Origin of the sequence: Pseudomonas nitroreducens, assembly GCF_014204515.1 — a bacterium.
Taxonomy (GTDB): Bacteria; Pseudomonadota; Gammaproteobacteria; order Pseudomonadales; family Pseudomonadaceae; genus Pseudomonas; species Pseudomonas nitritireducens_A.
In genome coordinates, this window is sequence record NZ_JACHLI010000004.1 from 1 (window position 1) to 25,752 (window position 25,752).

At 67.2% G+C, this 25,752-nt stretch carries 20 protein-coding genes and 1 pseudogene; 10 read left to right on the forward strand and 11 right to left on the reverse strand.

Translation table 11 applies throughout. The annotated features are described in order from the left end of the window. Positions 1-51: 51 nt before the first annotated feature. Both HNP46_RS06625 and HNP46_RS06630 read right to left on the reverse strand, forming a co-directional pair. Positions 52-327: pseudogene (locus tag HNP46_RS06625) on the reverse strand (response regulator); the annotation flags it as partial. Positions 328-478: 151 nt separating this feature from the next. Continuing rightward, positions 479-955: an A24 family peptidase gene (locus HNP46_RS06630; RefSeq protein WP_184587022.1), complete on the reverse strand. Its 477-nt coding sequence runs from the start codon at positions 953-955 to the stop codon at positions 479-481. Between the two features lie 274 nt (positions 956-1,229). Here HNP46_RS06630 and HNP46_RS06635 point away from each other — a divergent pair, with 274 nt between their 5' ends. Together HNP46_RS06635 and HNP46_RS06640 are read left to right on the forward strand one after the other, a co-directional pair. Continuing rightward, positions 1,230-1,697 (forward strand): TadE/TadG family type IV pilus assembly protein, encoded by a 468-nt coding sequence (locus tag HNP46_RS06635; RefSeq protein WP_184587024.1) that lies wholly within the window; start codon positions 1,230-1,232, stop codon positions 1,695-1,697. 8 nt (positions 1,698-1,705) lie between these two features. Further along, complete coding sequence (locus HNP46_RS06640; protein ID WP_184587026.1) at positions 1,706-4,495, forward strand: PAS domain-containing sensor histidine kinase; 2,790 nt, start codon at positions 1,706-1,708, stop codon at positions 4,493-4,495. Between the two features lie 64 nt (positions 4,496-4,559). Here HNP46_RS06640 and HNP46_RS06645 read toward each other — a convergent pair whose 3' ends face one another. The 3 genes from HNP46_RS06645 to HNP46_RS06655 all read right to left on the reverse strand — a co-directional run bounded on the left by HNP46_RS06645 (position 4,560) and on the right by HNP46_RS06655 (position 7,805). Further along, entirely contained in the window at positions 4,560-6,032 is a 1,473-nt protein-coding gene (locus HNP46_RS06645) for an inorganic phosphate transporter (protein WP_184587028.1), read from the reverse strand. A gap of 283 nt (positions 6,033-6,315) precedes the next feature. Beyond that, positions 6,316-6,531, reverse strand: coding sequence for a hypothetical protein (locus HNP46_RS06650; protein WP_184587030.1), 216 nt, complete (start codon positions 6,529-6,531; stop codon positions 6,316-6,318). A gap of 203 nt (positions 6,532-6,734) precedes the next feature. Beyond that, the gene (locus HNP46_RS06655) at positions 6,735-7,805 is read right to left on the reverse strand and encodes a sigma-54 interaction domain-containing protein (protein WP_184587032.1); all 1,071 of its coding nucleotides are present in this window, start codon (positions 7,803-7,805) and stop codon (positions 6,735-6,737) included. Positions 7,806-8,029: 224 nt separating this feature from the next. Between HNP46_RS06655 and HNP46_RS06660 the strand changes: the two genes are divergently transcribed. Continuing rightward, the gene (locus tag HNP46_RS06660; RefSeq protein WP_184587040.1) at positions 8,030-8,338 is read left to right on the forward strand and encodes a PsiF family protein; all 309 of its coding nucleotides are present in this window, start codon (positions 8,030-8,032) and stop codon (positions 8,336-8,338) included. Positions 8,339-8,519: 181 nt separating this feature from the next. On the opposite strand, the gene HNP46_RS35780 is transcribed toward HNP46_RS06660, so the two are convergent. The 3 genes from HNP46_RS35780 to dmeF all read right to left on the reverse strand — a co-directional run bounded on the left by HNP46_RS35780 (position 8,520) and on the right by dmeF (position 10,714). Beyond that, positions 8,520-8,654, reverse strand: coding sequence for a hypothetical protein (locus HNP46_RS35780; RefSeq protein ID WP_017519380.1), 135 nt, complete (start codon positions 8,652-8,654; stop codon positions 8,520-8,522). A gap of 78 nt (positions 8,655-8,732) precedes the next feature. Continuing rightward, a complete protein-coding gene (locus HNP46_RS06665) occupies positions 8,733-9,662 on the reverse strand; it encodes a pseudouridine synthase (protein ID WP_184587042.1) in 930 nt (309 codons plus the stop codon). Between the two features lie 98 nt (positions 9,663-9,760). Next, complete coding sequence (gene dmeF, locus HNP46_RS06670) at positions 9,761-10,714, reverse strand: CDF family Co(II)/Ni(II) efflux transporter DmeF (protein WP_184587050.1); 954 nt, start codon at positions 10,712-10,714, stop codon at positions 9,761-9,763. A gap of 60 nt (positions 10,715-10,774) precedes the next feature. Here dmeF and HNP46_RS06675 point away from each other — a divergent pair, with 60 nt between their 5' ends. Further along, on the forward strand, positions 10,775-11,050 hold the full coding sequence (locus HNP46_RS06675) for a metal/formaldehyde-sensitive transcriptional repressor (RefSeq protein ID WP_184587051.1): 276 nt from the start codon (positions 10,775-10,777) through the stop codon (positions 11,048-11,050). A gap of 69 nt (positions 11,051-11,119) precedes the next feature. Here HNP46_RS06675 and HNP46_RS06680 read toward each other — a convergent pair whose 3' ends face one another. After that, positions 11,120-11,350, reverse strand: coding sequence for a DUF2789 domain-containing protein (locus tag HNP46_RS06680; RefSeq protein WP_184587053.1), 231 nt, complete (start codon positions 11,348-11,350; stop codon positions 11,120-11,122). Positions 11,351-11,517: 167 nt separating this feature from the next. Between HNP46_RS06680 and HNP46_RS06685 the strand changes: the two genes are divergently transcribed. Then, on the forward strand, positions 11,518-12,720 hold the full coding sequence (locus HNP46_RS06685) for an MFS transporter (RefSeq protein WP_184587055.1): 1,203 nt from the start codon (positions 11,518-11,520) through the stop codon (positions 12,718-12,720). Positions 12,721-12,814: 94 nt separating this feature from the next. Here the strand turns inward: HNP46_RS06685 and HNP46_RS06690 are convergent, their stop codons facing one another. Continuing rightward, positions 12,815-13,432, reverse strand: a complete 618-nt coding sequence (locus tag HNP46_RS06690; RefSeq protein ID WP_184587057.1) for a glutathione S-transferase family protein — start codon at positions 13,430-13,432, stop codon at positions 12,815-12,817. Between the two features lie 127 nt (positions 13,433-13,559). Here HNP46_RS06690 and HNP46_RS06695 point away from each other — a divergent pair, with 127 nt between their 5' ends. Continuing rightward, positions 13,560-14,450 (forward strand): LysR substrate-binding domain-containing protein, encoded by an 891-nt coding sequence (locus HNP46_RS06695; RefSeq protein ID WP_184587060.1) that lies wholly within the window; start codon positions 13,560-13,562, stop codon positions 14,448-14,450. A 117-nt stretch (positions 14,451-14,567) separates the two neighbouring features. Here the strand turns inward: HNP46_RS06695 and ppk2 are convergent, their stop codons facing one another. Next, positions 14,568-15,386 carry a polyphosphate kinase 2 gene (gene ppk2, locus HNP46_RS06700; protein ID WP_184587062.1) on the reverse strand — a complete coding sequence of 273 codons (819 nt, stop codon included), beginning with the start codon at positions 15,384-15,386 and terminating at the stop codon, positions 14,568-14,570. 231 nt (positions 15,387-15,617) lie between these two features. Between ppk2 and HNP46_RS06705 the strand changes: the two genes are divergently transcribed. The 4 genes from HNP46_RS06705 to recD all read left to right on the forward strand — a co-directional run bounded on the left by HNP46_RS06705 (position 15,618) and on the right by recD (position 25,750). Beyond that, positions 15,618-16,472, forward strand: coding sequence for a VirK/YbjX family protein (locus HNP46_RS06705; protein WP_184587065.1), 855 nt, complete (start codon positions 15,618-15,620; stop codon positions 16,470-16,472). 88 nt (positions 16,473-16,560) lie between these two features. Continuing rightward, positions 16,561-20,028 (forward strand): exodeoxyribonuclease V subunit gamma, encoded by a 3,468-nt coding sequence (gene recC, locus HNP46_RS06710; RefSeq protein WP_184587067.1) that lies wholly within the window; start codon positions 16,561-16,563, stop codon positions 20,026-20,028. Further along, positions 20,025-23,726 carry an exodeoxyribonuclease V subunit beta gene (gene recB, locus HNP46_RS06715; protein ID WP_184587069.1) on the forward strand — a complete coding sequence of 1,234 codons (3,702 nt, stop codon included), beginning with the start codon at positions 20,025-20,027 and terminating at the stop codon, positions 23,724-23,726. The genes recC and recB overlap by 4 nt, the downstream gene beginning before the upstream one ends. Then, positions 23,723-25,750: an exodeoxyribonuclease V subunit alpha gene (recD, locus tag HNP46_RS06720; protein WP_184587071.1), complete on the forward strand. Its 2,028-nt coding sequence runs from the start codon at positions 23,723-23,725 to the stop codon at positions 25,748-25,750. Before recB ends, recD begins: the two co-directional genes overlap by 4 nt. Positions 25,751-25,752 lie beyond the last annotated feature (2 nt).

Below are 25,752 nucleotides of genomic sequence, written 5' to 3' on the forward strand. Positions count from 1 at the left end.
TCGAGGACTATGAAGCCCTGCTGCCCTGGATCCTCAACGCGACTGAGTAACTGCGCCTACTCGCATCGCAAGGACGTCGTCAATCAAGCGCTTACCCTCCTTCAGCGCCTCGACCACGCGGATGCCGTTGTCTCGGCCCAGGCCGAGGTCGCAGACCACCAGGCCGATCGAGGTGTCGTCGCGAAACTTCTGCAGGGCACTGTCCTTGCTGTCGCTCACCAGGCAGCGATAGCCGCTGTTCTCCAGCAGCTCGGCAAGCTCGGCGGTGACCTGGGGCTCGTCGTCGATGACCAGCACGCTGAAACGACGATTGGCCGTTTTGTCCATGACTGTACGCTCCTTAAGAATTACTTTTATCCATTGTTTTTATCGGCCGGGCATTCAATTACCGAATACCGGCGCATCCTCCCTGTGACGGGTGGTATTAACCCTTAGCATATAGTCGTTAAGTCTGGATGATGCCAATGGTCACTGTCATTTACTGGATAAACGACATATACGTCAGAAGACCGGCGAATAGTGCAAAGATAAACGGAAATGACTTGAATTTTGACGGTTGCAGTTTCGCTAATTGCGAATTGCAATTAGCCGGTAACTTGTCCGAATCAATCAAAAGTTTGCTAGCGAGCATCAGTGCCAGGCAGACGAAGCTGCCCAGGGCCAGGGTGTACAGCAGCGTCTGCGGATCGCTGGCCAGCCCCAGTGCCGCCAGTGCCTTGACATCGGCTGCGCCGAGCTTGCCAAGGCCGTAACCCGGCACGCTGAGTAACAGTCCCAATACAAAGGCGCCCAGGGCCAGGGCGGGATCGGCGCCGCTCAGGCTGTGGCCCTGGACGATCAGGTAGAGGGCGGCGGCCAGGGCGCCGCCGAGGGTCACCCAGTTGCTTACGCGCAGGCGGGTCAGATCCTGGTAGGCGCCGATGGCGAACCAGCCGAGCAGGCAGAAACTGATCACTGAGAAAGTCCTTATTCCGTCGCCGCTGCAATCCAGTATGCCAGCTTAATTGCGGGTGTTTTCCCGCTTCGATTGGGTAGTTGCAATTCGGGTCAATAGTCTTTGGTGGTGGCGCGAAGTGTTATTCCGAGTGGCCATGCGACGAATTTAAAAGAAGCGCCTAGTATTGCTCAACAGCGGTATTCAGCCGACGGCGGACATCTTCATTTATCCCGCGCGGCGCCGATAAGTTGAACGATCATTCAAGTGGGAAGTGGGTCGAGGAGTATTACGCATGGAAGGAATCGGAGGACTTGGCAGGCAGCGCGGTGCGGTCGCGATCGAGTTCGCTGGCGTCTTCGTGCTGTTCTTCGCGGTGCTCTATGGGTTGCTCGGCTACTGCGTGCCGCTGCTGATGCTGCAGGCGTTCAACGATGCCGCTGCCGCCGGGGCGCGGGTCGCCGTGTCGGTGAACCCCAGTGCCGGCAACTATTCCGCGGCCTTGAGCAGCGCGGTCACCACCGCCGTCAACCAGCGCCTGAGCTGGATGCCCGCTGCCTGGCGCAACGGCTGCTACAGCGGCCAGTACCTGGGCACGCCCACCACGGAGACGGTCAACAACCGCACTTACACGCGGGTGAACGTGTGCGTGAACTATCCCTACTCGACGTCACCCATCGTGCCGCTGCTGACGCTGCCGGGCATAGGCACGGTTCCCCAGCTGCCCGCGGTCCTCACGGGCCAGGCCAGCGTGCTGCTCTGAGGCGCACGATGTTCGACTTCCTGCGCTCGCGTCCTGCACTGCACGAGGCTCCCGCGGATGCCGCGGCGCCTTCCCGTCCGCTGGCCGCCCGCCGCCGGCCGGCGCTGCCGCCGGAGGCTGCGCCGGCGGTCGATGTCACCGCTCATTGGGATCTGTGGCTGGAACTGGATAGCCGCGACCGGGTGATCGCTCGCGGCGGGCACCTGGTGCATCGCCTGCTGGTGCCGATGACCGGTTCCGGCGAGTTGCCGCAGCTGGCGGACTATCTCGACCGCCGCGCCCCCGGTGGCACGCCGCTGACCGTCCTGCGCGGTGGCGAGCGGCTCGACCTGGTGCTGCGCAGCACCGGCGACCTGCCGCTGGTGTGCCGCTTCCAGGCGCTGTTGCAGGCCGAGGAGCACTGCCTGCTGCTGGGCACCGATATCTCCGACCTCAACTGGCAGGCCGACAGCCAGCAGCACAAGCTGCAGTGCCTGAACCTCAGCAAGCTGTTGCTCGGGCGCCTGCGCCACAGCTCGCAGCGCCGCCTCGGCGAAGCGGTGGGGGAGGTGCTGGAGGCCTTCTGCAGCAATTTCCACATGCGCAGCATGGCGCTGCTGCTGGAAGGTCCCGACTCGCAACTGCGGGTTTTCGCCTGCCATGTGCCGCCGGGCTGCGACAGTCTGCTGCGCGAAGGCCTGGTGTTGCCCGACGGCGAACTGCGAGGGGCCAGCGGCGCGTGCCTGCTGAACGTCGACGAGGGCCGCTCGGAACTGCTCGAAGCGCTCTGCAGCGACCGTCTCTACCTGGTTCCCGCCCCCGTGCGCGGCGGGCGCCTGGCCGGCCTGCTGGCGGAGCCCGCGGAGCAAGCGCCGCCCTGGCCGGGGCCGTCGCCCAGCGACTGGCAGTACCTGGCGGAAATCCTCGCCAACCTGGTGCATGAGCGCGCCGAGCTGTACAGCCTGCGCGACAGCAGCCGGCGTCTGAGCCTGCTGCAGGACATGGTTGGTGGCGGCTGGTGGCGCCTGCAGGTAGACGCGGGGGTATTCGAGTTGTCGCCGGCAGTGGCTGTCAGCCTGGGCTTGCCGGAGGGGCAGTTGCAGCTGGCGCTGGCCGATCTGCTGGCGCGGCTGCACCCGGCCGATGCCGACGAACTGAGCCTGCGCCTGCGCAACGTGCAGCCGGGTGGGCGATTGGTCCAGGACATGCGTCTGCGCGTCGCCGACACCACACAGACCCGCCGTTGGCTGCGCTTGCAGGGGCGCATGCAGGCGCGGGCCGGCGACCATCTGATGGACGGCGTGCTGCTCGACATCAGCGAGGGCAAGCAGCAGGAAGAGCAGGCCCTGGCCGCCCACGCGCGGCTGCGCAACCTGATCGACAGCGCCCCGGTAGTCATCTACGTGCAGCGGGTGGAGGAGGGCCGGCTGATTCCGGAGTTCTACAGCGAAAGCGCCGGCAACCTGCTCGGCCTCGACCTGCAGGGCCAGAGTTGGCAGGCGCTGGCCGAACGGGTCCACCCGGAAGACCTGGAAGCCTTCCTCGACCGTGGCCGCGAGTTGCTGCGCGAAGGGCGCGTACGCACGGAATACCGCCTGCGCGACAGCGCCGGCGAGTGGCACTGGCTGTACGACGAAGCCAAGCTGCTGCGCGATATCCAGGGCATTCCGCAGGAGGCCGTCGGGCTCTGGCTGGACGTCACCGAGCAGCGCCTGGCCGCGCAGCAGATCGCCGAGAGCGAGGAGCGCTACCGGGTGCTGGTGGAGGATTCGCCGGCGCTGATCTGCCGCTATGACCCCAGCCTGCAGCTGACCTTCATCAACCACACCTTCGCCCAGGTGCTGGGCGAGCCGGTGGAGGCGCTGCTTGGCCGACGCCTCGACGAATGGCTGTCGGAACAGGACTGCAGCGCCCTGCGCGCGCGCCTCGCCGGGGGCGCGCGGAGTCGGGTGGACGACTCCTGGGAACTGCGCTTCTGCCTGTCCGGCCAGCGCAACCTCTGGCTGATCTGGTCGGACCGCGCGGTGCTCGACGCCGATGGCCGCCTGCTGGAGATCCAGGCGGTGGGCCGTGACAACACCGCGGTGCGCCACGCCCAGCAGCAACTGGCCCAGGGCGCCAAGATGGCCAGCCTGGGCGAGATGGTCAGCGGCATGGCCCACGAGATGAAGCAGCCGCTGCACGTCATGCGCATGTCGCTGTACAACGCGCGGCAGAAGCTCGGCGAGCCGGAGTACCTGAAGGAGAAGCTCGACCGCGCCGACGCGCAGATCGACCGGCTGTCGCGGGTCATCAGCCACATGGGGGTGTTCAGCCGCAAGTCGGAACTGGAGCCGTCGCCCTTCGATCCCTACGACGCCTGCGAGGGCGCCCTGGCCCTGCTCGGCGAGAGCCTGACCCAGCAGGGCATCACCCTGGAAACCGCTGCGCCACTGCAGCGCGTGGTGGTGCGCGGCTACGCCGACCAGCTTGAGCAGGTACTGATCAACCTGCTGGCCAATGCCCGCGACGCGCTGCTCGGACGGGATAACGAAGGCGCCCGCTGGGTCGGTGTGTCGCAGGAGGATTGCATCGAGTCGGAGTGGGTGGAGCTGCACGTGCGCGACAACGCCGGTGGTATCGACCGCGAGCTGATGGAACGCATCTTCGAGCCGTTCTTCACCACCAAGCCCATCGGCAAGGGTACCGGGCTGGGCCTGTCGGTGAGCCACGACCTGATCCGCAACATGGGTGGCAGCCTGTCGGTGGACAACTTCAAGGGCGGCGCGCGCTTCGTCATCCGCCTGCCGCGCCAGGTAGTCCTCGTCGAAGAAGACTGATGGCGGAGGCCGGAAAAGAAAAACGCCTGCGGATGCAGGCGTTTTTCGTGGTGCGGGCTGGCGGTCAGCCGACGAAGCGCGAGGACAGCCAGAACAGCCCGGCGGCCAGGGCGATCGACACCGGCAGGGTCAGGATCCAGGCCATGATGATGTTGCGCACCGTGCTGCCCTGCAGGCCGCTGCGGTTGGCCACCATGGTGCCCGCCACACCCGAGGACAGGACGTGTGTCGTGGACACAGGCAGGCTGTAGATGTTGGCCATGCCGATGGCGGCGGTGGCGGTGAGCTGGGCGGCAATGCCCTGGGCGTAGGTCATGCCCTGCTTGCCGATCTTCTCGCCGACGGTGAGCACCACGCGCTTCCAGCCGACCATGGTGCCGATGCCCAGGGCCAGGGCCACCGCGATGATTACCCAGAAGGGCGCGTATTCGGTGGTGCTGGTGAGGTCCTTGCGCAGCTTCTCCAGGTCCGCCTTCTCGCGCGACGGCAGGTCGGAGAGCTTGCCGACCTTCTTCGCGGTGTCGTCCAGGCACAGCAGGTAGCGACGCACCTGCACGCGTTCGTCGTCGTTCAGGTCGTTGTAGCTGGAGACGCCATGCAGGTCCTTGAGCAGGCCCTTAAGGGTCGCTTCGGTCTGCTTCGGCTCGCAGCGGTACAGGTCCGGCATGTCCGCGTCATCGGCCTTGCCCAGGGCGAGCATTTCGCCGAGGGAGTCGGAATGGCGGTTGTAGAACTGCTGCAGGTGGATGGCGGCGTCGCGGGTGCGCTCGATCTGGTAGGTGGTGCTGTTCAGGTCGAGGACGAACTTGGCCGGGACGATACCGATCAGCACCAGCATGATCAGGCCGATGCCCTTCTGGCCGTCGTTGGAGCCGTGCACGAAGCTCACGGTCATGGCCGAGATCACCAGCACCAGGCGGTTCCAGAACGGCGGGTGCTTCTTCTCGTCGACGTCGCGGCGGGTCTCCGGGGTCTTGTGCATCTTCGACAGCGGGTACAGCCACTTCAGGCCGATCAGCAGGGCGCCGGCGATGATGAAGCCGGCCAGCGGCGAGAAGATCAGCGACAGGCCGATATCGATGGCCTTGCCCCAGTTGATCCCGTCGGCCAGCGGCACGTCGTTGATCAGCGCATTGGCCAGGCCCACGCCGAGGATCGAACCGATCAGGGTGTGCGAGCTGGAAGCGGGAATACCGAAGTACCAGGTGCCCAGGTTCCAGGTGATGGCCGCGGCGAGCAGCGAGAACACCATCGCCAGGCCGTGGCCGGTGTTCACGTTGATCAGCAGTTCCACCGGCAGCAGGTGGACGATCGCATAGGCGACGCCAACGCCCCCCAGCAGCACGCCGAGGAAGTTGAAGATGCCGGAGAGGATCACCGCGCGGTACGGCGACATGGCCTTGGTGTAGATCACCGTGGCCACCGCGTTGGCAGTGTCGTGGAAGCCGTTGATGAACTCGAACGCGAGGACGAACGCGAGTGCCAGCACCAGGCTGATACCCACCCAGAGATCGAGTCCGCTGAAGAGATCGAACATGAAGATTCTATGACCGGTCGGAGACGGGGCGGCGATTATGCCAGAAGCTTGGAGCACCGTATTCAGCCTGAAACGGTTTCTCCAAAATGCGCGACGCCTCGTCGCACGGCGCTTTCAGGCAGGGTGGAAAAAGTTTGCAATGCTTCCACGCCGGGCTGCCGGCCCGTCGGATGAGTGTTTGCAGGCGCTCCGGCTGGCTCCCCCACGGAACCTCGCCTGCCGCGTCCTCCTGGCTGCCCGGATGCTTTGGGCAACGATGTGTCGGACGGGGCCGTACCTGCGTTTATAGGGAAGCGGTGTCCTGATCCTTTTTCAGTCGTTCTTCTTCGATTCTTGCCAGTTCCCGGTCGAAGGCCTTGTCCTGCACGCTGGGGCGCTTGCGCCAGGGCTTCTTCTCGGGTTCGGGCTGGGCGGCGTAAAGGGTCACTTCGCCGCCCTGTTCATCCTTGTAGCGTTGCTCCTGGCGCTCCAGTTCCGCGCGCAGTTCGTCTTTGGTCACGATCTGTCCTGATGACTTGAGGCAATGGGCTGTTCGTTGGCGTGCGACGTCCCGCCTGGACGTCACCCTGGCAGTGTAGACGCTGAGCCTTGCAACGCCGGGGCAGCCGGAAAACGGCGCGGATTATAACCTTTGCCGGGGGGGAATCGCGCGAGGACTGCCGACGGACGGCGCCAGCCCAGCAGCGGCGCGGGGGGAAGACCTCAGCCGGTGCGGCCGAGGTTGAGTTCGCCGATCTTCTCCAGGCGCGCACGCACGATATTGCGGCTGATGCCCAGCAGACGGCCGGTCTGCAGCTGGTTGCCATGGCAGAAGTGATAGGCGGTGCGGAACAGCACTTCCTCGATGTGCTCGTAGAGGTCCGGCCGGTTGCTTTCGAACAGTTCCAGCAGCGCCTGCTCCAGGGTCGCCTCGACGCGCGGCGCGAGGGCGTGGCCTTCGTGGCGCAGCGAGTCGTGGCGCGGCGCTGATGGCAGCTCGGCCAGCTGCAGGTCGCCCGGCTGCACCTGCTGGTTGCGGCACACCAGCAGGGCGTGGTGGATGGCGTTCTCCAGCTCGCGGATATTGCCCGGCCAACTGTGGCCCAGCAGCTTGCGCTCGGCTTCGGCGGAGAGCGATGCGCGGTTGTAGCCCAGGCGCTGGCAGTGCTCCTCGAGGAAGAACTCGGCCAGCGGCAGGATATCGCCGGGGCGTTCGCGCAGCGGCGGCAGGCGGATGGTGGCGACGTGCAGGCGGTAGAACAGGTCTTCGCGGAAGTGCCCGGCCACCACGGCATCGGCCAGGTTGACGTTGGTCGCGGCGACCACCCGCACGTTGATCGGTACCGGCGTGCGCGAGCCCAGGCGCACCACTTCGCGTTCCTGCAGCACGCGCAGCAGTTTCACCTGCATGTTCAACGGCAGGTCGCCGATCTCGTCGAGGAACAGGGTGCCGCCGTTGGCCGACTCGAACCAGCCGGCCTTGCTGCTGGTGGCGCCGGTGTAGGCGCCTTTCTCGTGGCCGAACAGCTCGCTTTCCACCAGCGTCTCGGAGAACGCACCGCAGTTCACCGCGACGAAGGGGGCGCTGCTGCGCCGGCTGAGCTTGTGGATATGTCGCGCCACCAGCTCCTTGCCGGTGCCGGTCTCGCCGATGATCAGCGCATTGGCTTCGCTGGGCGCGAGGCGTTCGATGCGGTTGAGCAGTTCCTGCGAGCGCGGGTCCTTGAACACCAGCACCGTGGCGCGGACCGACTTGGTTTGCTCGCGGGCATTGGGGAGGGTCAACAGCGACATGGCAGGTTCCTGGCGTACCGAATGGGTGGCAGCGCCATACTGCGGCATTTTTGTTATTTCAAAAAATTATCAATTAGAATTTGTATATAACTTTTAATCTTTCATTCGCCGCGATGACGCTCACGGCGGGCGCTGGAAGTATTGGTGCGTCACAGCAAAGCCCTCGCCAACAGCGGGCTGCGAGCTACGCTCAGAGTGGCAATTCCATCCTGGGAGACCACTCCATGACCATCGTTAGGATTCCGCTGCTGGCTCTGGCCCTGCTGTTCTCGGTACAGGGCTTCGCCGCCACCGCCGCGCAGACCGCGCAGCAGGAAAAGATGAAGAGCTGCAACGCCGACGCCACCACCAAGGCGCTCAAGGGTGACGAACGCAAGGCGTACATGAGCACCTGCCTGAAGGCTGGCGGCGGCGACAGCAAGGCGATGACGCCACAGCAGGCGAAGATGAAGAGCTGCAACGCCGACGCCACCACCAAGGCGCTCAAGGGCGATGAACGCAAGGCGTTCATGAGCACCTGTCTGAAGAAGTGACGCTGGGCGCGGCAGGGCCGCGCGGGACACGAAAAAGGGCAGCCGAGGCTGCCCTTTTTCATGGAGTCTGTTTCACCGGCCCGGCATCACAGGCCAGAGAACACCAGCCAGGCCGTGGCCAGGGCGTAGAGGACGATCACCGCATCCATGCGTAGAGCAGGCGGGAGTCGCCGCACCAGGTTCATTTCTTGGCCACCGCGGACCAGAAGCCCTGGGCATTGCGGAAGGGCTGGCGGGCCATCTGTTCGGGGCGGGTGATGCCATCGGCGCGCAGCGCATTGACGAGGGCGGAAAAGGACTTGGCGCTGTAGCTCATGGTCGGCTCCGGGTGCTTTCTCTCCTTGGGGTGGAGCTATGAAAACACCCGGGCCACTATCGACGGAAATGGATCGGCTTAAGGGTGACCATCGATGAAATTGATGGAAGGCCAGGTCAGTTCCAGCTGGCTTTCGAAGCGCCGTGCTTCACCGGTGATCGGGTCGCGGAACTCCAGGCGGCGCGCCAGCAGCTTCAGCGGCCGGGCGTAATCCTCCGGCGGGCGCTGGTCCCGGGGCGGCAGGATCGGGTAGAGCGGATCGAAGCATAGCGCCGCGCCCAGGCCCGACATGTGCACGCGCAACTGGTGGCGCTTGCCGCTGACTGGATGCAGCCCATAGCGCCAGAGATCGCCACGCCGCTCCAGCACCTCGATGTGCGTTTCGCTGTTGGGCGTACCGTCCACTTCCTGCATGCGGATGAACGGATCGCCCTCGACCATCCGCGAGCGATGGACCCGCGGGAATTCCAGTTGCGGCAGCGCCGGGGCGATCGCCTCGTACAGTTTGTCGATGCGCCGCTCGCGGAACAGCGCCTGGTAGGCGTCGCGGTTGCTCGGGTTGGCGGAGAACAGCACCAGCCCGGCAGTGAGCCGGTCGATGCGGTGCAGCGGCACCAGCAGCGGATTGTCCAGGCGCCTGGCGAGGCGGGCGAGCAGGGTTTCCTCGACGTACTGGCCGGCGGGCATCACAGGCAGGAAATGCGGCTTGTCGGCCACCACCAGGTGTTCGTCGGCATACAGGATGCTTTCCTGGAAGGGGATCGGCGTTTCCTGCGGCACCTCGCGGAAGTAGTGGATGCGCAGCGCTTCGCGGTAGGGATGTTCGGGGCCGATGGGCTGGCCGTCGCTGTCCAGCACCTTGCCGCGCGCCATGCGGTCCAGCCAGGTGTCACGGCTGATCGCCGGAAAACGTGCACACAGGCAGTCCAGCACGGTCGCCCAGGGGCCGGCTGGCAGGTGCAGGGTGCTGGCGCGTTGCTGGGCGGCGGAGAAGCGGGAGCTGGACATGCGGGCGGGCAATCGGTTTCGACGGGCTGTGCATTAGGCCGCAGCGGCGCGGCGGCCGTCAAAGCCGCCACGACTTCGGGTCGCGCCGCCGGCAGGATTCAGGCGGGGGCCTGGTTGATCTCCACCGTGATGTGCGCCAGTTCCTCGTGCACCTGCAGGCGCTGGCGCACCAGGTCGGGCGTCAGGCCGCCATCGCTGGCCAGGCTGAGGATGCAGGCGTAGCGCGATTTGCCCACGCGCCACAGGTGCAGGTCAGTGATGCGTGCAGGGACCGGCAGTTCGGCGACCACTTCGCGAATCTCCTCGACCACCGGGTCGTTCATCTCCGCGTCGAGCAGCACCCGGCCGCTCTGCCTGAGCAGGCCGACCGACCAGACGGCCACCAGCACGGCGCCGACGATGCCCATCAACGGATCGAGCCAGGCGGCGCCCCAGATCAGGCCGCCGATCAGGGCGATGATCGCGGCGACCGAGGTGGCGGCATCGGCGAGCACGTGCAGGTAGGCGGCGCGCAGGTTCAGGTCATGGCCGTGGTCGTGGTGATGGTCATGTCCGTGGTGATGATCGTGGCCGTGCCCATGGTCGTGATGGTGGTGTTCGCCGCGCAGCAGCCAGGCGCAGGCGAGGTTCACCAGTAGGCCGAGGACGGCGATGGCAATCGCCTGCTGGTAGTGGATGGGCGATGGAGCGAGCAGCCGCGCCACGGACTCGAACAGCATCAGCGCCGCCACGCCCAGCAGCAGGATGGCGCTGGTGTAACTGGCCAGTACCTCGATCTTGAAAGTGCCGAAGGCGAAGCGCGCGTCGCCCTTGAAGCGCCGCGCCGCCACGTAGGCGAAGAACGCCAGGCCCAGTGCCAGGGCGTGGGAGCTCATGTGCCAGCCATCGGCGAGCAGCGCCATGGAGTTGAAGATCCAGCCGCCGGCGATCTCCACCAGCATCATCACCACGGTCAGCAGCGCGGCGCGCAGGGTGTTGCGTTCGGCCAGGGGGTTGCCTTCGTGGAACTGGTGGTCGTGGCGGCCGTCTTGCGGGTGGGTGGCGTGCTGCATGATGATGGTCCACAGAGTCGATATAGATACTATACCCCAGTATACCTTTGGAGTTTTGCCGTGGGACATACCATCAAGGACCAGAAGAAGCTGCTGACCCGGGTGCGGCGCATCAAGGGCCAGAGCGAGGCGCTGGAACGGGCGCTGGAGGCCGGCAGCGAATGCGCGGCGATCCTGCAGCAGATCGCCGCCATCCGCGGGGCGGTGAATGGCCTGATGGCCGAGGTGCTCGAAGGCCATCTGCGCGACCACCTGGGCGCCGAGGACCGTACCGCTGTGCAGCGCCACGAGGACCTGGAGCAGGTCATGGGCGTGCTGCGCTCTTATCTGAAATAGAACGGCAGCGGGCGCCTTGAAGTAGGGCAACTGCAGGCGCTTTGAAGTGGAGCAGCTGCTGGAACTCGATCAGTTGGACAGGCGCACTGCCAGCTCGTCGGCTTCCTCGGTCCAGTCCGAATCCTGCTGCAGCGCCTCGCGCAGGAACTGCGCCTGGGCCTTGTTCCAGAATGGCGCCTCCGGCAGCTTCTGGCCCTCGACGAGGCGATGGCTGCCGAGGAAGGCGTCGATGTCCTTGCGCCCGTCGGGCAGGCCGAGTTGCTTGAACAGGGCGCTCAGGCTGTGCTGGCTGGTATCCATGACGATCTCCTGGGTTGACTGGGAATGTGCCGCCGCGGCGCGGCCTGGGAACAACTATAGGAGCCCCTGGCGGCGCGCAAGGTTCGGATTGGCAAGTCGGGCGGAAATCGATAGCCTGCTTTCAATCTACCTGCCCTTCGTGCTGCCACCCACCGTCAGGCCCGTCCATGAGCTCGTCCGAGCAGCGAACCGCCGCCGTCACCCTGCGCATCCTCGCCACCGTCCTCTTCACCTTCGTCCTGTTCCTGAGCATCGGCCTGCTGCTGCCGGTGCTGCCCGGTTTCGTCCACGAGGGGCTGGGCTACTCCACCGTGGTCGCCGGCGGGGTGATCGGCCTGCAATACATCGCCACCCTCGTCTCGCGTCCGCTGGCCGGCTACCTGACCGATACCCATGGCGCCAAGCGCGCGGTGCTGCAGGGCCTGGCCGTGCTGGGCGGCGGTGGCGTACTGGTGCTGGCCTCCACCAGCCTGGAAGCGCTGCCCTGGATGAGCCTGATCCTGCTGCTCGCCAGCCGCTTGCTGTTCGGCCTGGCCCAGGGGTTGCTGGGGATCGGCACGGCGAGTTGGGGCATTGCCCTGGTCGGCACGCAGAACACCGCGAAGGTGATTTCCTGGAATGGCATCGTCAGCTACGGCGGTATCGCCATCGGTGCGCCGCTGGGCGTCATGATGTCGGCGTCGATCGGCCTGTGGAGCCTGGGCGTGAGCATCCTCGCACTGACTCTGCTGGGCTGGCTGGCCGCCCGTGGACGAGACGAGGTGCCGACCATCGCCGGCACGCGCATGGCTTTCCACGCGGTGCTCGGCCGCGTGCTGCCTTACGGCCTGTGCGTGATGCTCGGCTCCATCGGCTTCGGCACCTTGGCGACTTTCATCACCCTCTATTACGGCAGCCAGGGCTGGGCCAATCCGGCCTGGTGCCTGACTGCCTTCGGCGTCTGCTTCGTCGGTGCACGACTGATCTTCTCCGGCATGGTCAACCGCTTCGGCGGCTTTGCCGTGGCGGTGGTCTGCCTGGGCGTGGAGGTGTTCGGCCTGCTGCTGCTGTGGCAGGCACCGGGACCGGGCTTCGCCCTGCTGGGCGCGGCGTTGACCGGTTGCGGCCTGTCGCTGGTCTATCCCTCGCTGGGCGTCGAGGCGGTGCTGCGCATCCCGGCCAGCAGCCGCAGCGCCGGGCTGGGGGCCTACGCGCTGTTCTTCGACCTGGCGATGGGCATTGCCGGCCCGCTCATGGGCCTGGTCGCCGCGCGTAATGGCTATGCGTCGATCTTCCTGGTGGCAGCGGGGCTGGCCCTGTGCGGCTTCCTTATCTGCTTCGGCCTGCTGCGCTTCACCCGCCAGCAGCACGAGGAGCTGCCCAAGGACTGAACCCCAAGGGTGCGTGGGAGCGGACTCCGTCCGCGACAGGTCTCGGGCGCGCCGGGAATCCATCGCGGACGCAGTCCGCTCCTACGCCAGGGTCTTACACGGGCGGGAAAGCCTGGAACGCTTCCAGCGCCTCGGCCTGTTCCGCCCAATCACGCACCGCCGGATAGCTGTCCGCCGGGATGTCTTCCGAGTGCAGCAACTGCACGAAGGTCCAGGCCACGGCGATGCTCAGGCCGGCCTGGTCCAGCGGCGCGCCGGGGTCCAGCGACATCCCGCGCAGCTCGCTTTCCAGCTGTGCGAGGGCGGCGTGCAGTTGCTGGTCGACGCGTTCCTGCCAACTGGCGAGCTGCCTGTCCTGCGGCCGCTGCTGCTCGTAGTAGCGCTGCACCGCCTTTTCCATCACCGCCAGGGCCAGGCCCAGCAGGCGCGTGGCATGCAGCCGCGCGGCGGGCTCGGTGGGCATCAGGCTGCGCCCGGCCAGGTGTTCCAGGCAATCGATGATCAATGTGGAATCCATCAGCACCTGGCCGTCGCCCATGACCAGCGTTGGCGCCTTCACCACCGGATTGATGCCGCGGAATTCCTCGTAGGTGCGGAATACCGACAGCGACTGGTGGCTGAACTCGATGCCGAGCAGGCGCAGGGTGATGGCGACGCGGCGCACGTAGGGCGAGTCGAGCATGCCGATCAGGTGCGGAAGCTTCTGTTGCATGGGCACATCCTGTTAGTGGAAATTGCAGCCTGGTTGCGCGACTGTGCGCGCGTTGGCCATGAATCTAGCGGCTTTGGTCGCTGGGAAATAGCGACGATTAATGACCGTTCCGGTTAGGAAAACTTACATGAGCGCAGTGCCGCCGCTTTCCGCCCTGCGCAGTTTCGAAGCCGTTGCCCGGCTTGGCAGCGTGACCCTCGCTGCCAGCGAACTGCATGTCACCCACTCGGCCGTCAGCCAGCAGATACGCCAGCTGGAAAGCCTGCTCGGAGTCACCTTGCTGCAGCGCGAGGGCCGCGGCCTGCGTCTGAGCGAGGAAGGGCGGCTCTACGCCCTGCAGGTACGCGGCGCCCTGCGCGACATCGCCGAGGCGACCCGCCTGGCCAAGGCGCGTCCGGGCGAGGACGAACTGGTGGTGGCGGTTACCCCGGCCTTCGGCCAGAAGTGGCTGCTGCCGCGCCTGCCGGGCTTTCGCGCGACTTATCCACAGTACCGCCTGCGCCTGCTGGCCAGCCTGGAGGTGATGGACCTGCGCCAGGGGCTGGCGGACGTCGCGGTGCGCATCGGCCAGGGCCACTGGGAAGGGCTGGCCCAGGAGCGTCTGTTCGAGGACGAGGTGGTGGTCGTTGCCGCGCCGGATTTCAATGGCGGCCAGCTGCCCCGCAGCCCGGCGGAGATCCTTCGCTGCCCGCGCATCACCGGCTTCGAATCCTGGCTGGACTGGTGCCAGGCCGCTGGCGTGGCGGTGCCGCAGGAGCCGGCGGAGTTCGTGGTCAACGATTCCAACCTGAGCATCGAAGCGGTGCGCCTGGGACAGGGCATCGGCCTGGAACGCCGCAGCCTGGTGGCGGGTGCGCTGGCAAGCGGGGAACTGGTGGCGCTAAGCGACCTGCGCGTGCCCTACGGCTTCCCCTACTGGCTGGTGTGGCCCGAGCGCGAGGCGACCCAGGCCAAGGTCGCGGCGTTCGCCGGATGGCTGGCAGGCGAGGTCGAAAGCTACCTGCGAACTATCGTCTGAGGCGGGCAACACGTAGGAGCGGACTCCGTCCGCGATAGCTCCGCGTCGCACCGGAAACCATCGCGGACACAGTCCGCTCCTACACAGCAGGCCGGCAGAACGAGGGCCCTTGCGGCCTCAGAAAGGCTCGTCGACGTAGTGGAACGGATAGTCCGGGCTCTTGTACTTGCCGATCCTGCCGCGCTTGGGCAGCTTCACTTCCTCGCGCGGCAGCGACTTGTACGGCACGTGCTTGAGGATGTGGCTGATGACGTTCAGGCGCACGCGCTTCTTGTCCTCCGAGCGCGCGACGAACCAGGGCGCCCAGGGCGAGTCGGTGGCTGCGAACATCAGGTCGCGGGCGCGGGTGTAGTCATCCCAGCGGGTGTAGGACTTCACGTCCATGGGCGACAGCTTCCAGATCTTCCGGCCGTCAGTGATGCGGTCCTCCAGGCGGCGCGCCTGCTCCTGCGGGCTGACTTCCAGCCAGTACTTGAGCAGGACGATCCCCGACTCGGTGAGCATGCGCTCGAACAGCGGGGTGACGGCGAGGAACTTGTCCGCCTGCTCCTCGGTGCAGAAGCCCATGACCCGCTCGACGCCGGCGCGGTTGTACCAGCTGCGGTCGAAGATCACCACTTCGCCGGCCGAGGGCAGGTGCTTGACGTAGCGCTGGGCGTAGAGCTGGGATTTCTCCCGCTCGGTGGGCGCGGGCAGCGCCACCACGCGAAATACCCGCGGGCTGACCCGCTCGGTGATGGCCTTGATGGTGCCGCCCTTGCCGGCCCCATCGCGGCCCTCGAAGATGATGCAGACCTTCAGACCCTTGTGCACCACCCACTCCTGCAGCTTGACCAGCTCCACCGAGAGCTGGCGCAGGTGCTCCTCGTAGTCCTTGTTCTTCATCTTCACGGCCTGTTCGGGGGCCGGGTTCTTTGCCTTGCTCTTCTTGCCCATCACGTCCTCCTTGGGACACGCATCGTGGCATTGAGCATAGCGGCTGGCGGCGATCGAGCCGGTTCGAACATCCCGCGCGAAGGCGAGATCAGATTGTTCGCCTTGCCGCTTCTTGGCATTCCTACATCCTCGCCGTGAAAACCGCAGCAAAGTCGCTGAGCTCGACGTTCCTTAAGCCAGCCGCAAGGCACTCCGAGCACTCTACCGCCGTCATTTCGCCGCGAGCTCGCCATGCACCTGCGCTCCCTTCGCAACTCCATCCAGAAGGTGGTGGCACTGGCCACTGCTCCCCATCTGCACTGGCAATGGGCGCGCCAACGCCAGCGGCATCCGTTGCTGGATGTCTCCTACAAGGGCCAGACGATCTCTGCTCGGCGACACCGCAAGACCTATCTCTGTCGGCACTGGAACATCGCTCGCCGCCTGCGTGCGCTGCACGAGCACTATCAGCGGCTGGAGCAGTTGCCTCCGGCCTGGGCGGAGCGCCTGTTCGGCCTGCGGAGCATCGCCTTGTGCGATGTGGAGCTGAAGGGCGGCGGGCAGTTGCACCTGTCCCTGGAACCCTCGGAGTTCGCCAAGGAGGGCGAGTTGGGCGTGTTCCTGCGCGATGCGCTGGGAGAGCGCCTGTACTCGCTGAGCTTCTGCCTGGGCAAGGATTGCATCCTGATCGGCGGCCTGCAGGGGCCACGCCCCAGCGTGGCGGAAGGCACGGTCAAATGGCTGGGCAAGGAGATGCATGGCCTGCGTCCGAAGAACCTGCTGATCTCCGCGCTCTACGAGTTGTCCCGCTGCCTGGGTGGTGCTTCGATCCTGGGCATCAGCGACGCGGCACACAGTTGCTCGGACAAGCTGCGCTCCAGCTACGACAGTTTCTGGCTGGAACTGCACGGCGTGCCCTACGAGCACTGCTGGTATCGCCTGCCCGAGCTCGAGGCCGAACGCGACATCGCCGAGGTGAAGAGCCAGCGGCGCAGCGAGTTCCGACGTCGCGAGGCGCTGCGTGACCACGCCGTGGCCGAAATCCGCCGGGCCTGGGGCCTGGCGCTGGCTGCCGAGGTTCCGGCGAGCGGGCTGGCCCTGGCGTAAAAAGCTATCCCGTTCGGTCCTGTTTTGGTGAAATGCCCGTCATCCCCGGCGGGCGCTTCCAGTTGCCCGCTCCGCACCAGGAGACACGATGAGCGAGCAGCGACTGACCCCCGGCCTGATGGTGATCCACGGCAACCATCCGGAAGCGCTGCGCGACCTGCTGGTGCAATGGATGAGCCTGCACCCGCTGGCGCCGCTGGAAAATGAGGTCATCCTGGTGCAGAGCAACGGCATCGCCCAGTGGCTGAAGCTGGCGCTGGGGCGCGATGTGGAGGAGGGCGGCTGCGGCGTCACCGCAGCGCTGGACGTGCAACTGCCGGCGCAATTCCTCTGGCGCGCCTATCGCGGCGCGCTGGGCCGCGATGAAATCCCCGAGGTCTCGGTGCTCGACAAGGGCCCGCTGACCTGGCGCCTGATGCGCCTGCTGCCGAGCCTGCTGGAGCAGGACGAATTCGCCACCCTGCAACGCTTCCTCGCCGATGACGCCGACCTGCGCAAGCGCCACCAGCTGGCCGAGCGCCTGGCCGACCTGTTCGACCAGTACCAGGTCTACCGCGCCGACTGGCTGGAGGACTGGAGTCGTGGTGTCGACCAGTTGCGCCTGGCCAACGGCAGCGTGAAGGCACTGGATGCCGACAACCGCTGGCAGGCCGCGCTGTGGCGCGCGCTGCTTGAGGATGTCGGCGCCGAAGGCCTGGCCACCAGCCGTGCCGGCGTGCACGGGCGCTTCATCCAGAAGCTGAAGACGGCCGAGCAGCCCCTGCCGGGATTGCCGCGCCGGGTCGTGGTGTTCGGCATCTCCGCCATGCCGGCGCAGACGGTGGAGGCCCTCGCGGTGCTGGCGCGCCACGCCCAGGTGCTGCTCTGCGTGCACAACCCCTGTCGCCACCACTGGGCCGACATCGTTGCCGACAAGGACCTGCTGCGCCACGAGTACCGCCGCCAGCGCCGCCGCGCCGGCACCCCGGAACTGCTCAGCGACGACCAGCAGCACCAGTACGCCCAGCCGCTGCTGGCCGCCTGGGGCAAGCAGGGGCGCGACTACATCAACCTGCTCGACCAGTACGACGACCCGGAAAGCTACCGCGCGCGCCTGGGCGCAGTGGCCAACGGACGCATCGACCTGTTCAGCGAGGTGACGCCCAGCAGCCTGCTCGGCCAGCTGCAGGACGATATCCTCGAACTGCGGCCGATCAACGAGACCCGCGAACACTGGCCGGCAGTCGACCCGCAGACCGATGACTCGCTGCGCTTCCATGTCGCCCACAGCGCCCAGCGCGAAGTGGAAATCCTCCACGACCAGCTGCTGGCGCGCTTCGACGCCGACCCGACGCTGCGCCCGCGCGACGTCATCGTCATGGTCCCGGACATCAACCCCTACGCGCCGCACATCGAGGCCGTGTTCGGCCAGTTGCCGCGCGACGACAAGCGCTTCATCCCCTACACCCTGGCCGACCAGGGCCAGCGCGGCCGCGAGCCGCTGCTGGTGGCGCTGGAGCACCTGCTGCGGCTGCCCGACAGTCGCTTCGCGGTGAGCGAAATCCTCGACTTGCTGGACGTCGCCGCCGTGCGGAAGCGTTTCGGCCTGGCCGACGCCGACCTGCCGCTGCTGCGCCGCTGGATCGACGGCGCCGGCGTGCGCTGGGGCCTCGACGGCCAGCAGCGCGAACGCCTCGGCCTGCCCGCCGCCGCTGAAGCCAACAGCTGGCGCTTCGGCCTGCGGCGCATGCTGCTGGGCTTCGCGGTGGGCGAGGGCGACGCCTTCCAGGGCATCCAGCCCTACGCGGAAATCGGCGGACTCGACGCCGCCGCCCTCGGCCCGCTGGCCGGGCTGCTCGGCGCGTTGGAAAAGGCCTGCGAGCTGCTCGCCGAGGACGCCGATCCGGCGACCTGGGTGCAGCGCCTGCGCACCTTATTGGAGGACTTCTTCCAGGTCACCGACGACCACGACGAACTGCTCCGCCAGCAACTGCTGAACCTGCTCGAAGGCTGGCTGGAAACCTGTGGCCACGCCGGCTTCAGCGATCCGTTGCCGCTCTCGGTGGTACGCGAGGCCTGGCTCAGCGGCCTGGATGCCGGTGGCCTGAACCAGCGCTTCCTGGCCGGCGCGGTGAGCTTCTGCACGTTGATGCCGATGCGCGCGATTCCCTTCCAGCTGGTCTGCCTGCTGGGCATGAACGACGGCGACTACCCGCGTCCGCAATCGCCGCTGGACTTCGACCTGATGCGCAACGACTACCGCCCTGGCGACCGTTCGCGCCGCGAGGACGACCGCTACCTGCTGCTCGAAGCGCTGCTCTCGGCGCGGCGCCAGCTCTATGTCAGCTGGGTCGGGCGGAGCATCCGCGACAACAGCGAGCGTCCGCCGTCGGTGCTGGTCGGCCAATTGCGCGACCACCTCGCCGCCGGCTGGCATAGCGCCGACGGTGGCGACCTGTTGCACGGCCTGACCCTGGAGCACCCGCTGCAGCCCTTCAGCCGTGCCTACTTCGAAACGCCTGGCGACCAGGGGATCGACGGCCTCTACACCTATGCCCGCGAGTGGCGTGACGTGCACCGCGAGCAGGACGGCGAGACCAACGAAGCAGCGTTGCCGCCACCGGTGCTCGATGCGCCCATCGGCCTGCGCGTGCTCTCGGACTTCCTCGCCAACCCGGTCGGCGCCTTCTTCCTGCAGCGCCTCAAGGTGCGTTTCGGCGAAGAACAACTGATCGGCCAGGACGAGGAACCGTTCGAGCTGAACGGCCTGGACGTCTGGCAATTGCAGTTCGAACTCTGCGAGCGCCTGCGCCCCTGGGTTGAACAGCATTGGCAGGACGAGCAACTGGCCGCGCAACTGAGCGCCCAGGTCGAGCGCCTGCGCCGCGAAGGCCGGCTGCCGCTGGCGGCCTTCGGCGACTTCTCCGCCCAGGCGCTGGTGGCGCCGTTGCACGATCTGCTGGCGCGCTACCGCGAACAGCTGGAGCACTGGGCTCAGGTGGAAGACGAACAGCGCGAACTCAACCATGAGCACGCCGGCATCGAACTGGCCGATTGGCTCGGCGGCCTGCGCCGCAACGCCGACGGCCAGCTCGCCAGCCTGCAGCTGGTCAGCGGCAAGCTGCACGAAGGCAAGGGCTACAAATGGCATGGACTGGTGCGCCCGTGGGTGCGCCACCTCGCGCTGCAACTGTGCGGCGAGCCGGTGACCAGCGTGCTGGTCGGCCTCACCGGCACGCTCGAATTCCCGCCATTGCCGGCGCAGGAAGCCCGCGCGGAACTGAATGCATTGCTGGAGGCGTGGTTCCAGGGCATGAGTCGCCCGCTGCCGGTGGCCTGCAAGGCGGCGTTCGCCTGGCTGGCCGCCGGTGAGGACGAAGACCGCGCCGCCCGCGAAGCTGCCAAGCGCTATGACGGCGGCTTCAACCTGAGCGGCGAGGCGGCGTCGTCGGCGGCGCTGGCGCGGGTCTATCCGGACTTCGCCACGCTCAATGCCAGCGAGGAATTCGCTGCCTGGGCGGAAAAGCTCTACGGGCCATTGTTCGCGATCCTGCAGCGCAAGGAGGCCGAACAATGAGCGCCGCCGCCTTTACTTCACAAGAGCTCAATCCACTCGACTTCCCCCTGTACGGCAGCCGGCTGATCGAGGCCAGCGCGGGCACCGGAAAGACCTTCACCATCGCCTTGCTCTACGTTCGCCTGGTGCTCGATCACGGCGGCGAGCAGGCCGCATTCGGCCGACCGCTGAGCCCGCCGGAAATCCTCGTGGTGACCTTCACCGAAGCCGCGACCCAGGAGCTGCGCGAGCGTATCCGCGCGCGCCTGGGCGAGGCTGCGCGCTGCTTCGCCGAGCCCGAGCAGAAGCACGACGGCCTGCTGGTCAGGCTGCGCGACAGCTATGCGCCCGAGCGCTGGCCCGGCTGCGCGCGCCTGCTGCGCCTGGCCGCCGAATGGATGGACGAGGCCGCCGTCTCGACCATCCACAGCTGGTGCTACCGCATGCTGCGCGAGCACGCCTTCGACAGCGGCAGCCTGTTCACCCAGGACCTCGCCGCCGACCAGAGCGAGCTGCTCGCCGAAGCCGTGCGCGATTACTGGCGGCGCAATTTCTACCCGCTGGGTGTGGCGGCGGCCAACGCCGTGCGCCATTGCTACGCCGGCCCCGAAGCGCTGGCCCGCGCCCTGCAACCGCTGCTGGCGGCGCAGGAGGCCGGCTTCCGCTACGCCGACCAGCCGCTGACGGCTCCGGCCTCGCTGGCCGATCTGCTGGAAGCCACCGGCCAGTTCTACGACGAGCTCGCCGCCACCGAAAGCCGTGCCCGCGAAGCCTGGGCAGCGGACCGCGAGGGCGTCGCTGAACTGCTGCGAAACCTGCGCGGCGACCTCAATGGCAACAGCTACCGCGGCAAGGATGACGACGCGGTGTTCGCCGGCTGGATCGAAGCGCTGGATGCCTGGAGCGAAGGCGCCGATGCACCGGACAACCTCGCCAGGTTCGGCCAGACGCGGATCAAGGTGAAGGCCAAGGCCGTGGTGCCTGAGCACCCCGCCTTGCAGGCCATCGACGCCTGGGTCGAGCGCGCCGAAGGGCGCCCGGACATCGCCCCGCAACTGTTGCTGCACGCCCTGGGCGAAGTGCGGCACAACCTCGAAGTCGAGAAACAGAAGCGCGCCGAACTGGGCTTCGACGACCTGCTGGTGCGCCTCGACCGCGCCCTCGCTGGCAGCGGCGGCGAGCGCCTGGCCGAGCGCATCCGTGAGCAGTTCCCGATTGCGCTGATCGACGAATTCCAGGACACCGACCCGCTGCAGTACCGCATCTTCGAGCGCGTCTACCGGATCGGCGAGAACCCACGCAGCCTCGGTCTGTTCATGATCGGCGACCCCAAGCAGGCGATCTACGCCTTCCGTGGCGCCGACATCCACACCTACCTGCGCGCCCGTGCCGCCACCGCCGGGCGGCACTACACCCTGGGCACCAACTACCGCTCGACGCTGGCGATGGTCAACGCGGCCAACCGCTGCTTCCTCTTCGCCGAAAGCCATCCGCGGGCGGCGTTCCGCTTCGCCGTGGAGGGCCAGGACAACCCGGTGCCGTTCCTCGAAGTCGGGGCGCGCGGCCGTGATGAAAGGCTGCTGCTGGAAGGCGCCGAAGCGCCGGCCATGACCTTCTGGCAACTGGACAACGACGGTCAGGTCTGCGGCTCCACCTTGTATCGCCAGGAGATGGCCGCGCGCAGCGCCACGGCCATCCAGCGCTGGCTGAGCTCCGCGCAGAGCGGCTTCCGTGATGCCGATGGTGAATGGCGCGCGTTGCGTCCGGCTGACATCGCCATCCTCGTCCGTGGCCGCAGCGAAGCCGAGGCGATTCGCGGCGAGCTGGCCAGGCGTCGGTTGGCCAGCGTCTACCTCTCCGACCGCGATTCGGTGTTCGACAGCCCCGAAGCGGTCGACCTGCTGCACTGGCTGCGCGCCTGCGCCGACCCCGGTGACGATGGCGCGCTGCGCATCGCCCTGGCCACCCGCAGCCTGGCGCTGGACTGGGCAACCCTGGAACGGCTGAACCAGGACGAGCGCTTCTGGGAAGCCATGCTGCTGCGCTTCCGCGACTACCGCGTGCTCTGGCAGCAGCAGGGCGTGCTGCCGATGCTGCGCCGCCTGCTTGCCGACTTCGCGCTGCCGGCGCGCCTGCTGCGCGAGACCGACGGCGAACGCAGCCTGACCAACCTGCTGCACCTGGCCGAATGGCTGCAGCGCGAGGCCGTGGAAGTGGACGGCGAGCACGCGCTGCTGCGGGTGCTGGCCGAACAGCTGGAGAGCCCGTCCAGCGAGGAAATCCTCCGCCTGGAAAGCGACGCCGACCTGATCAAGGTGGTGACCATCCACAAATCCAAGGGCCTGGAATACCCGCTGGTATTGCTGCCGTTCATCTGCACCTGGCGCGAGCTCGACGGCAAGAGCGGCACGCCGCCGAGCTTCCAGTCCGGCGAGGCGCGAGTGGTGGAATTGTCCCGCGACAAGGAGCTGGCCAAGGCGGCTTTCCAGCTGGCCAACGACGAGCGCCTGAGCGAGGACATGCGTTTGCTCTACGTGGCCCTGACCCGCGCGCGCCATGCCGTGTGGCTGGGCGTGGCGCCGCTGGTGATGAGCAACAGCAAGAACCCCGAGCTGCACAAGGGCGCCATGGGCTACCTGCTCGGTGGCGGTAACGCACTGAGCGTTGAAGATGTCAGCGCCCGACTGGGTGAGTTGCAGGCCGGCCAGGCGGAAATCGCCCTGGAGCCGGCGCCGGAAGTCGGCACGGAAGTCTTCGTCGGCGTACCGGCCGGCGAGCTGGGCGCCGCCCGCGAGCCGCGCCGCCGGGTGGCGGAAAAATGGTGGATCGCCAGTTACTCCGCGCTGGCCAGTCTGGCGTCTGCGGGGGCCAGCGAAGACGACAGCGTAGTCGCCCCGGCGCCGGCTGCCGACGAACCCATCAGTGCCGGCGAAGACCTGCTGCGTGAAAGCAGCCTGGAGGAGCATCGCGAGCTGGATGTCGTTCCTGCACCCTTCAGCCTGCACGCCTTCCCCCGTGGCGCGAACCCCGGCAGCTTCCTCCATGGCTTGCTGGAGTGGGCCGCCGACGAAGGCTTCAACGCCGACGAAGAAGCGTTGCGCGACCAGATCGCCCGGCGCTGCGCCGTGCGCGGCTGGGAAGAGTGGATCGAGCCGCTCACCGGCTGGCTCGGCCAGTACCAGCGCACGCCGTTCCGCGTGCCCGGTGGCGCGCCGGTCAGCCTCGCCGGGCTGACGACTTTCCAGAAGGAAATGGAATTCTGGTTCTCCACCCGCCAGGTCGACACCCAGCGCCTCGACGCCGCGGTGATCCGCCATACCCTCGGTGGCTTGGCGCGACCGACGCTGCAGGCGAACCTGCTCAACGGCATGCTCAAGGGCTTCATCGACCTGGTGTTCGAACACGAAGGCCGCTACTACGTGGCCGACTACAAGTCCAACTGGCTGGGCGCCGACGACGAGGCCTACACCGAGGCCGCGCTGCGCGAGGCGCTGCTGGAGCACCGCTACGACCTGCAGTACGCGCTCTACCTGTTCGCCCTGCACCGTTTGCTGCAGGCGCGCCTGCCCGACTATGACTACGACCGCCACATCGGAGGCGCGATGTACCTGTTCCTGCGCGGCAGTTCCTCGGCGACCCAGGGCATGTACCTGGAGCGCCCGCCGAAAGCGCTGATGGATGAGCTGGACCGCCTGTTCCGCGCGGAGGTGCCGGCATGAACAGCGCCGCGCAAATGCTCGAACTGCTCGGTCGCTGGGCCGAGCGCGGCTGGCTGCGCGAGCTGGATCGCGCCTTTGCGATCTTCCTCGTCGAACGCGCGGCGGATGCGCATCCGCTGCTGATCCTCGCCGCCGCCCTGGCCAGTCACCAGCTCGGGCGCGGGCATGTCTGCCTCGATCTGCAAGCGACCCTGGCCGACAGCCGTTTTGCCCTGTCCCTGCCGCCCGAAGGCGACTCGGCCAAGGACGCGCCGGAGCTGCCCGGCGTGCTGCTGGACGGCTTCGATCTCGATGCCTGGCGCGCTGTGCTGGACGATCCGCGCCTGGTCGGCGACGGCCCTGGTGATACGCCGCTGGTGCTGTCCGGCCGCCGTCTCTATCTGCGTCGTTACTGGCAGTACGAGCGGGAAGTACGGGCCGGTATCGACCAGCGTCTGCAACAGGGCGACGCCCTGCGGGCGGCGTTGCCGGCTGCGCAACTGCGCCAGGCGCTGGACGCGCTGTTCCCCAAGCAGCCTGGCGCACCAGCGGACTGGCAGAAGCTCGCCTGCGCGCTGGTCGCCGGCAACGCGTTCGGCATCGTCACCGGCGGGCCGGGCACCGGCAAGACCACCACGGTGGTCAAGCTGCTGGCCCTGCTGCAGAGCCTGGCGCTGGGGGAGGGCGGCCGGCCGTTGCGCATCCGTCTCGCCGCACCCACCGGCAAGGCGGCCGCGCGTCTGAACGAGTCCATCGCTGGCGCCGTGCAGCGTCTGCAACTCGACGGCCTGCCCAATGGCGAAGCGGTGCGCAGCGAGATTCCCACCGAGGTCACCACGCTGCACCGCCTGCTCGGCAGCCGGCCGGACAGCCGCCAGTTCCGTCACCACGCCGGCAACCCGCTGGCGCTGGAGCTGCTGGTGGTGGACGAAGCCTCGATGGTCGACCTGGAAATGATGGCCGCGCTGCTTGCCGCGCTGCCGCCGCGCGCGCGGCTGATCCTGCTCGGCGACAAGGACCAGCTGGCCTCGGTGGAAGCCGGCGCCGTGCTCGGCGAGCTGTGCAGCCGTGCCCGCGAAGGCCATTACCGGCCGGCCACCCGCGACTGGCTGGAAGCCGTCACCGGCGAATCGATTGACGCCACGTTGCTGGACAACTCCGGCAGCGACCTCGACCAGGCCGTGGCCATGCTTCGTCACAGCCACCGCTTCAGCGCCGACAGCGGCATCGGCCAGTTGGCCGAGGCGGTCAACGCCGGGGATATCCCGGCCCTGCGCCAGGTGTGGAAGGCGCAGCACGAGGACCTCGCCCGCATCGCCGTGGATGCCCAGGAAACCCGCAGCCTGCGTGACCTGGTGATAGACGGTGGGCGCGGCGGCGACTTGTTCGGGCCGGTCGGTTACGCCCATTACCTGCGCGTGGTCAGCGGCTCGCGCCCGGCGGAAAACGCCGACCAGGCCGCGCTGGATGGCTGGGCGAGGAAGGTGCTCGAAGCCCACGGTCAGTTCCAGCTGCTCTGTGCCTTGCGTCGCGGGCCCTGGGGTGTGGAAGGGCTGAACACGCTGATCGGCGAACTGCTGCAGCGTGAAGGGCTGATTTCCACGGCGAGCGGCTGGTTCGCCGGCCGCCCGGTGCTGGTCACCCGCAACGACTATGGCCTGGGCCTGATGAACGGCGATATCGGCATCACCCTGGCGCTGCCGCAACAGGCCGACGACGGCTCGGTGCGCTGGGTGGCGCGCGTGGCCTTCCCGGCGGGCGATGGCAGCGACGCCATCCGCTGGATCCTGCCCAGCCGCCTGCAGGCGGTGGAAACGGTATTCGCCATGACTGTGCACAAGTCCCAGGGCTCGGAATTCACCCACGCCGCACTGCTGCTGCCCGACAGCCTCAACCCCATCCTCACCCGAGAGCTGGTCTACACCGGCATCACCCGCGCGCGGAAATGGTTCACTCTGGCCAGCGCCGGGCGCGGCTGGCAGGTGCTGGAAGCGGCGACGGAGCGAAGGGTGCAGCGGGCGAGCGGGTTGCTGGACCTTTCCTGATG

Coding starts and splice junctions, on each gene's coding strand:
- HNP46_RS06635 (WP_184587024.1), top strand. CDS start 1,230: ATGGAAGGAATCGGAGGACTTGGCAGGCAGCGCGGTGCGGTCGCGATC.
- HNP46_RS06640 (WP_184587026.1), top strand. CDS start 1,706: ATGTTCGACTTCCTGCGCTCGCGTCCTGCACTGCACGAGGCTCCCGCG.
- HNP46_RS06645 (WP_184587028.1), bottom strand. CDS start 6,032: ATGTTCGATCTCTTCAGCGGACTCGATCTCTGGGTGGGTATCAGCCTG.
- HNP46_RS06655 (WP_184587032.1), bottom strand. CDS start 7,805: ATGTCGCTGTTGACCCTCCCCAATGCCCGCGAGCAAACCAAGTCGGTC.
- HNP46_RS06660 (WP_184587040.1), top strand. CDS start 8,030: ATGACCATCGTTAGGATTCCGCTGCTGGCTCTGGCCCTGCTGTTCTCG.
- HNP46_RS35780 (WP_017519380.1), bottom strand. CDS start 8,654: ATGAGCTACAGCGCCAAGTCCTTTTCCGCCCTCGTCAATGCGCTGCGC.
- HNP46_RS06665 (WP_184587042.1), bottom strand. CDS start 9,662: ATGTCCAGCTCCCGCTTCTCCGCCGCCCAGCAACGCGCCAGCACCCTG.
- dmeF (WP_184587050.1), bottom strand. CDS start 10,714: ATGCAGCACGCCACCCACCCGCAAGACGGCCGCCACGACCACCAGTTC.
- HNP46_RS06680 (WP_184587053.1), bottom strand. CDS start 11,350: ATGGATACCAGCCAGCACAGCCTGAGCGCCCTGTTCAAGCAACTCGGC.
- HNP46_RS06685 (WP_184587055.1), top strand. CDS start 11,518: ATGAGCTCGTCCGAGCAGCGAACCGCCGCCGTCACCCTGCGCATCCTC.
- HNP46_RS06690 (WP_184587057.1), bottom strand. CDS start 13,432: ATGCAACAGAAGCTTCCGCACCTGATCGGCATGCTCGACTCGCCCTAC.
- HNP46_RS06695 (WP_184587060.1), top strand. CDS start 13,560: ATGAGCGCAGTGCCGCCGCTTTCCGCCCTGCGCAGTTTCGAAGCCGTT.
- ppk2 (WP_184587062.1), bottom strand. CDS start 15,386: ATGGGCAAGAAGAGCAAGGCAAAGAACCCGGCCCCCGAACAGGCCGTG.
- HNP46_RS06705 (WP_184587065.1), top strand. CDS start 15,618: ATGCACCTGCGCTCCCTTCGCAACTCCATCCAGAAGGTGGTGGCACTG.
- recC (WP_184587067.1), top strand. CDS start 16,561: ATGAGCGAGCAGCGACTGACCCCCGGCCTGATGGTGATCCACGGCAAC.
- recB (WP_184587069.1), top strand. CDS start 20,025: ATGAGCGCCGCCGCCTTTACTTCACAAGAGCTCAATCCACTCGACTTC.
- recD (WP_184587071.1), top strand. CDS start 23,723: ATGAACAGCGCCGCGCAAATGCTCGAACTGCTCGGTCGCTGGGCCGAG.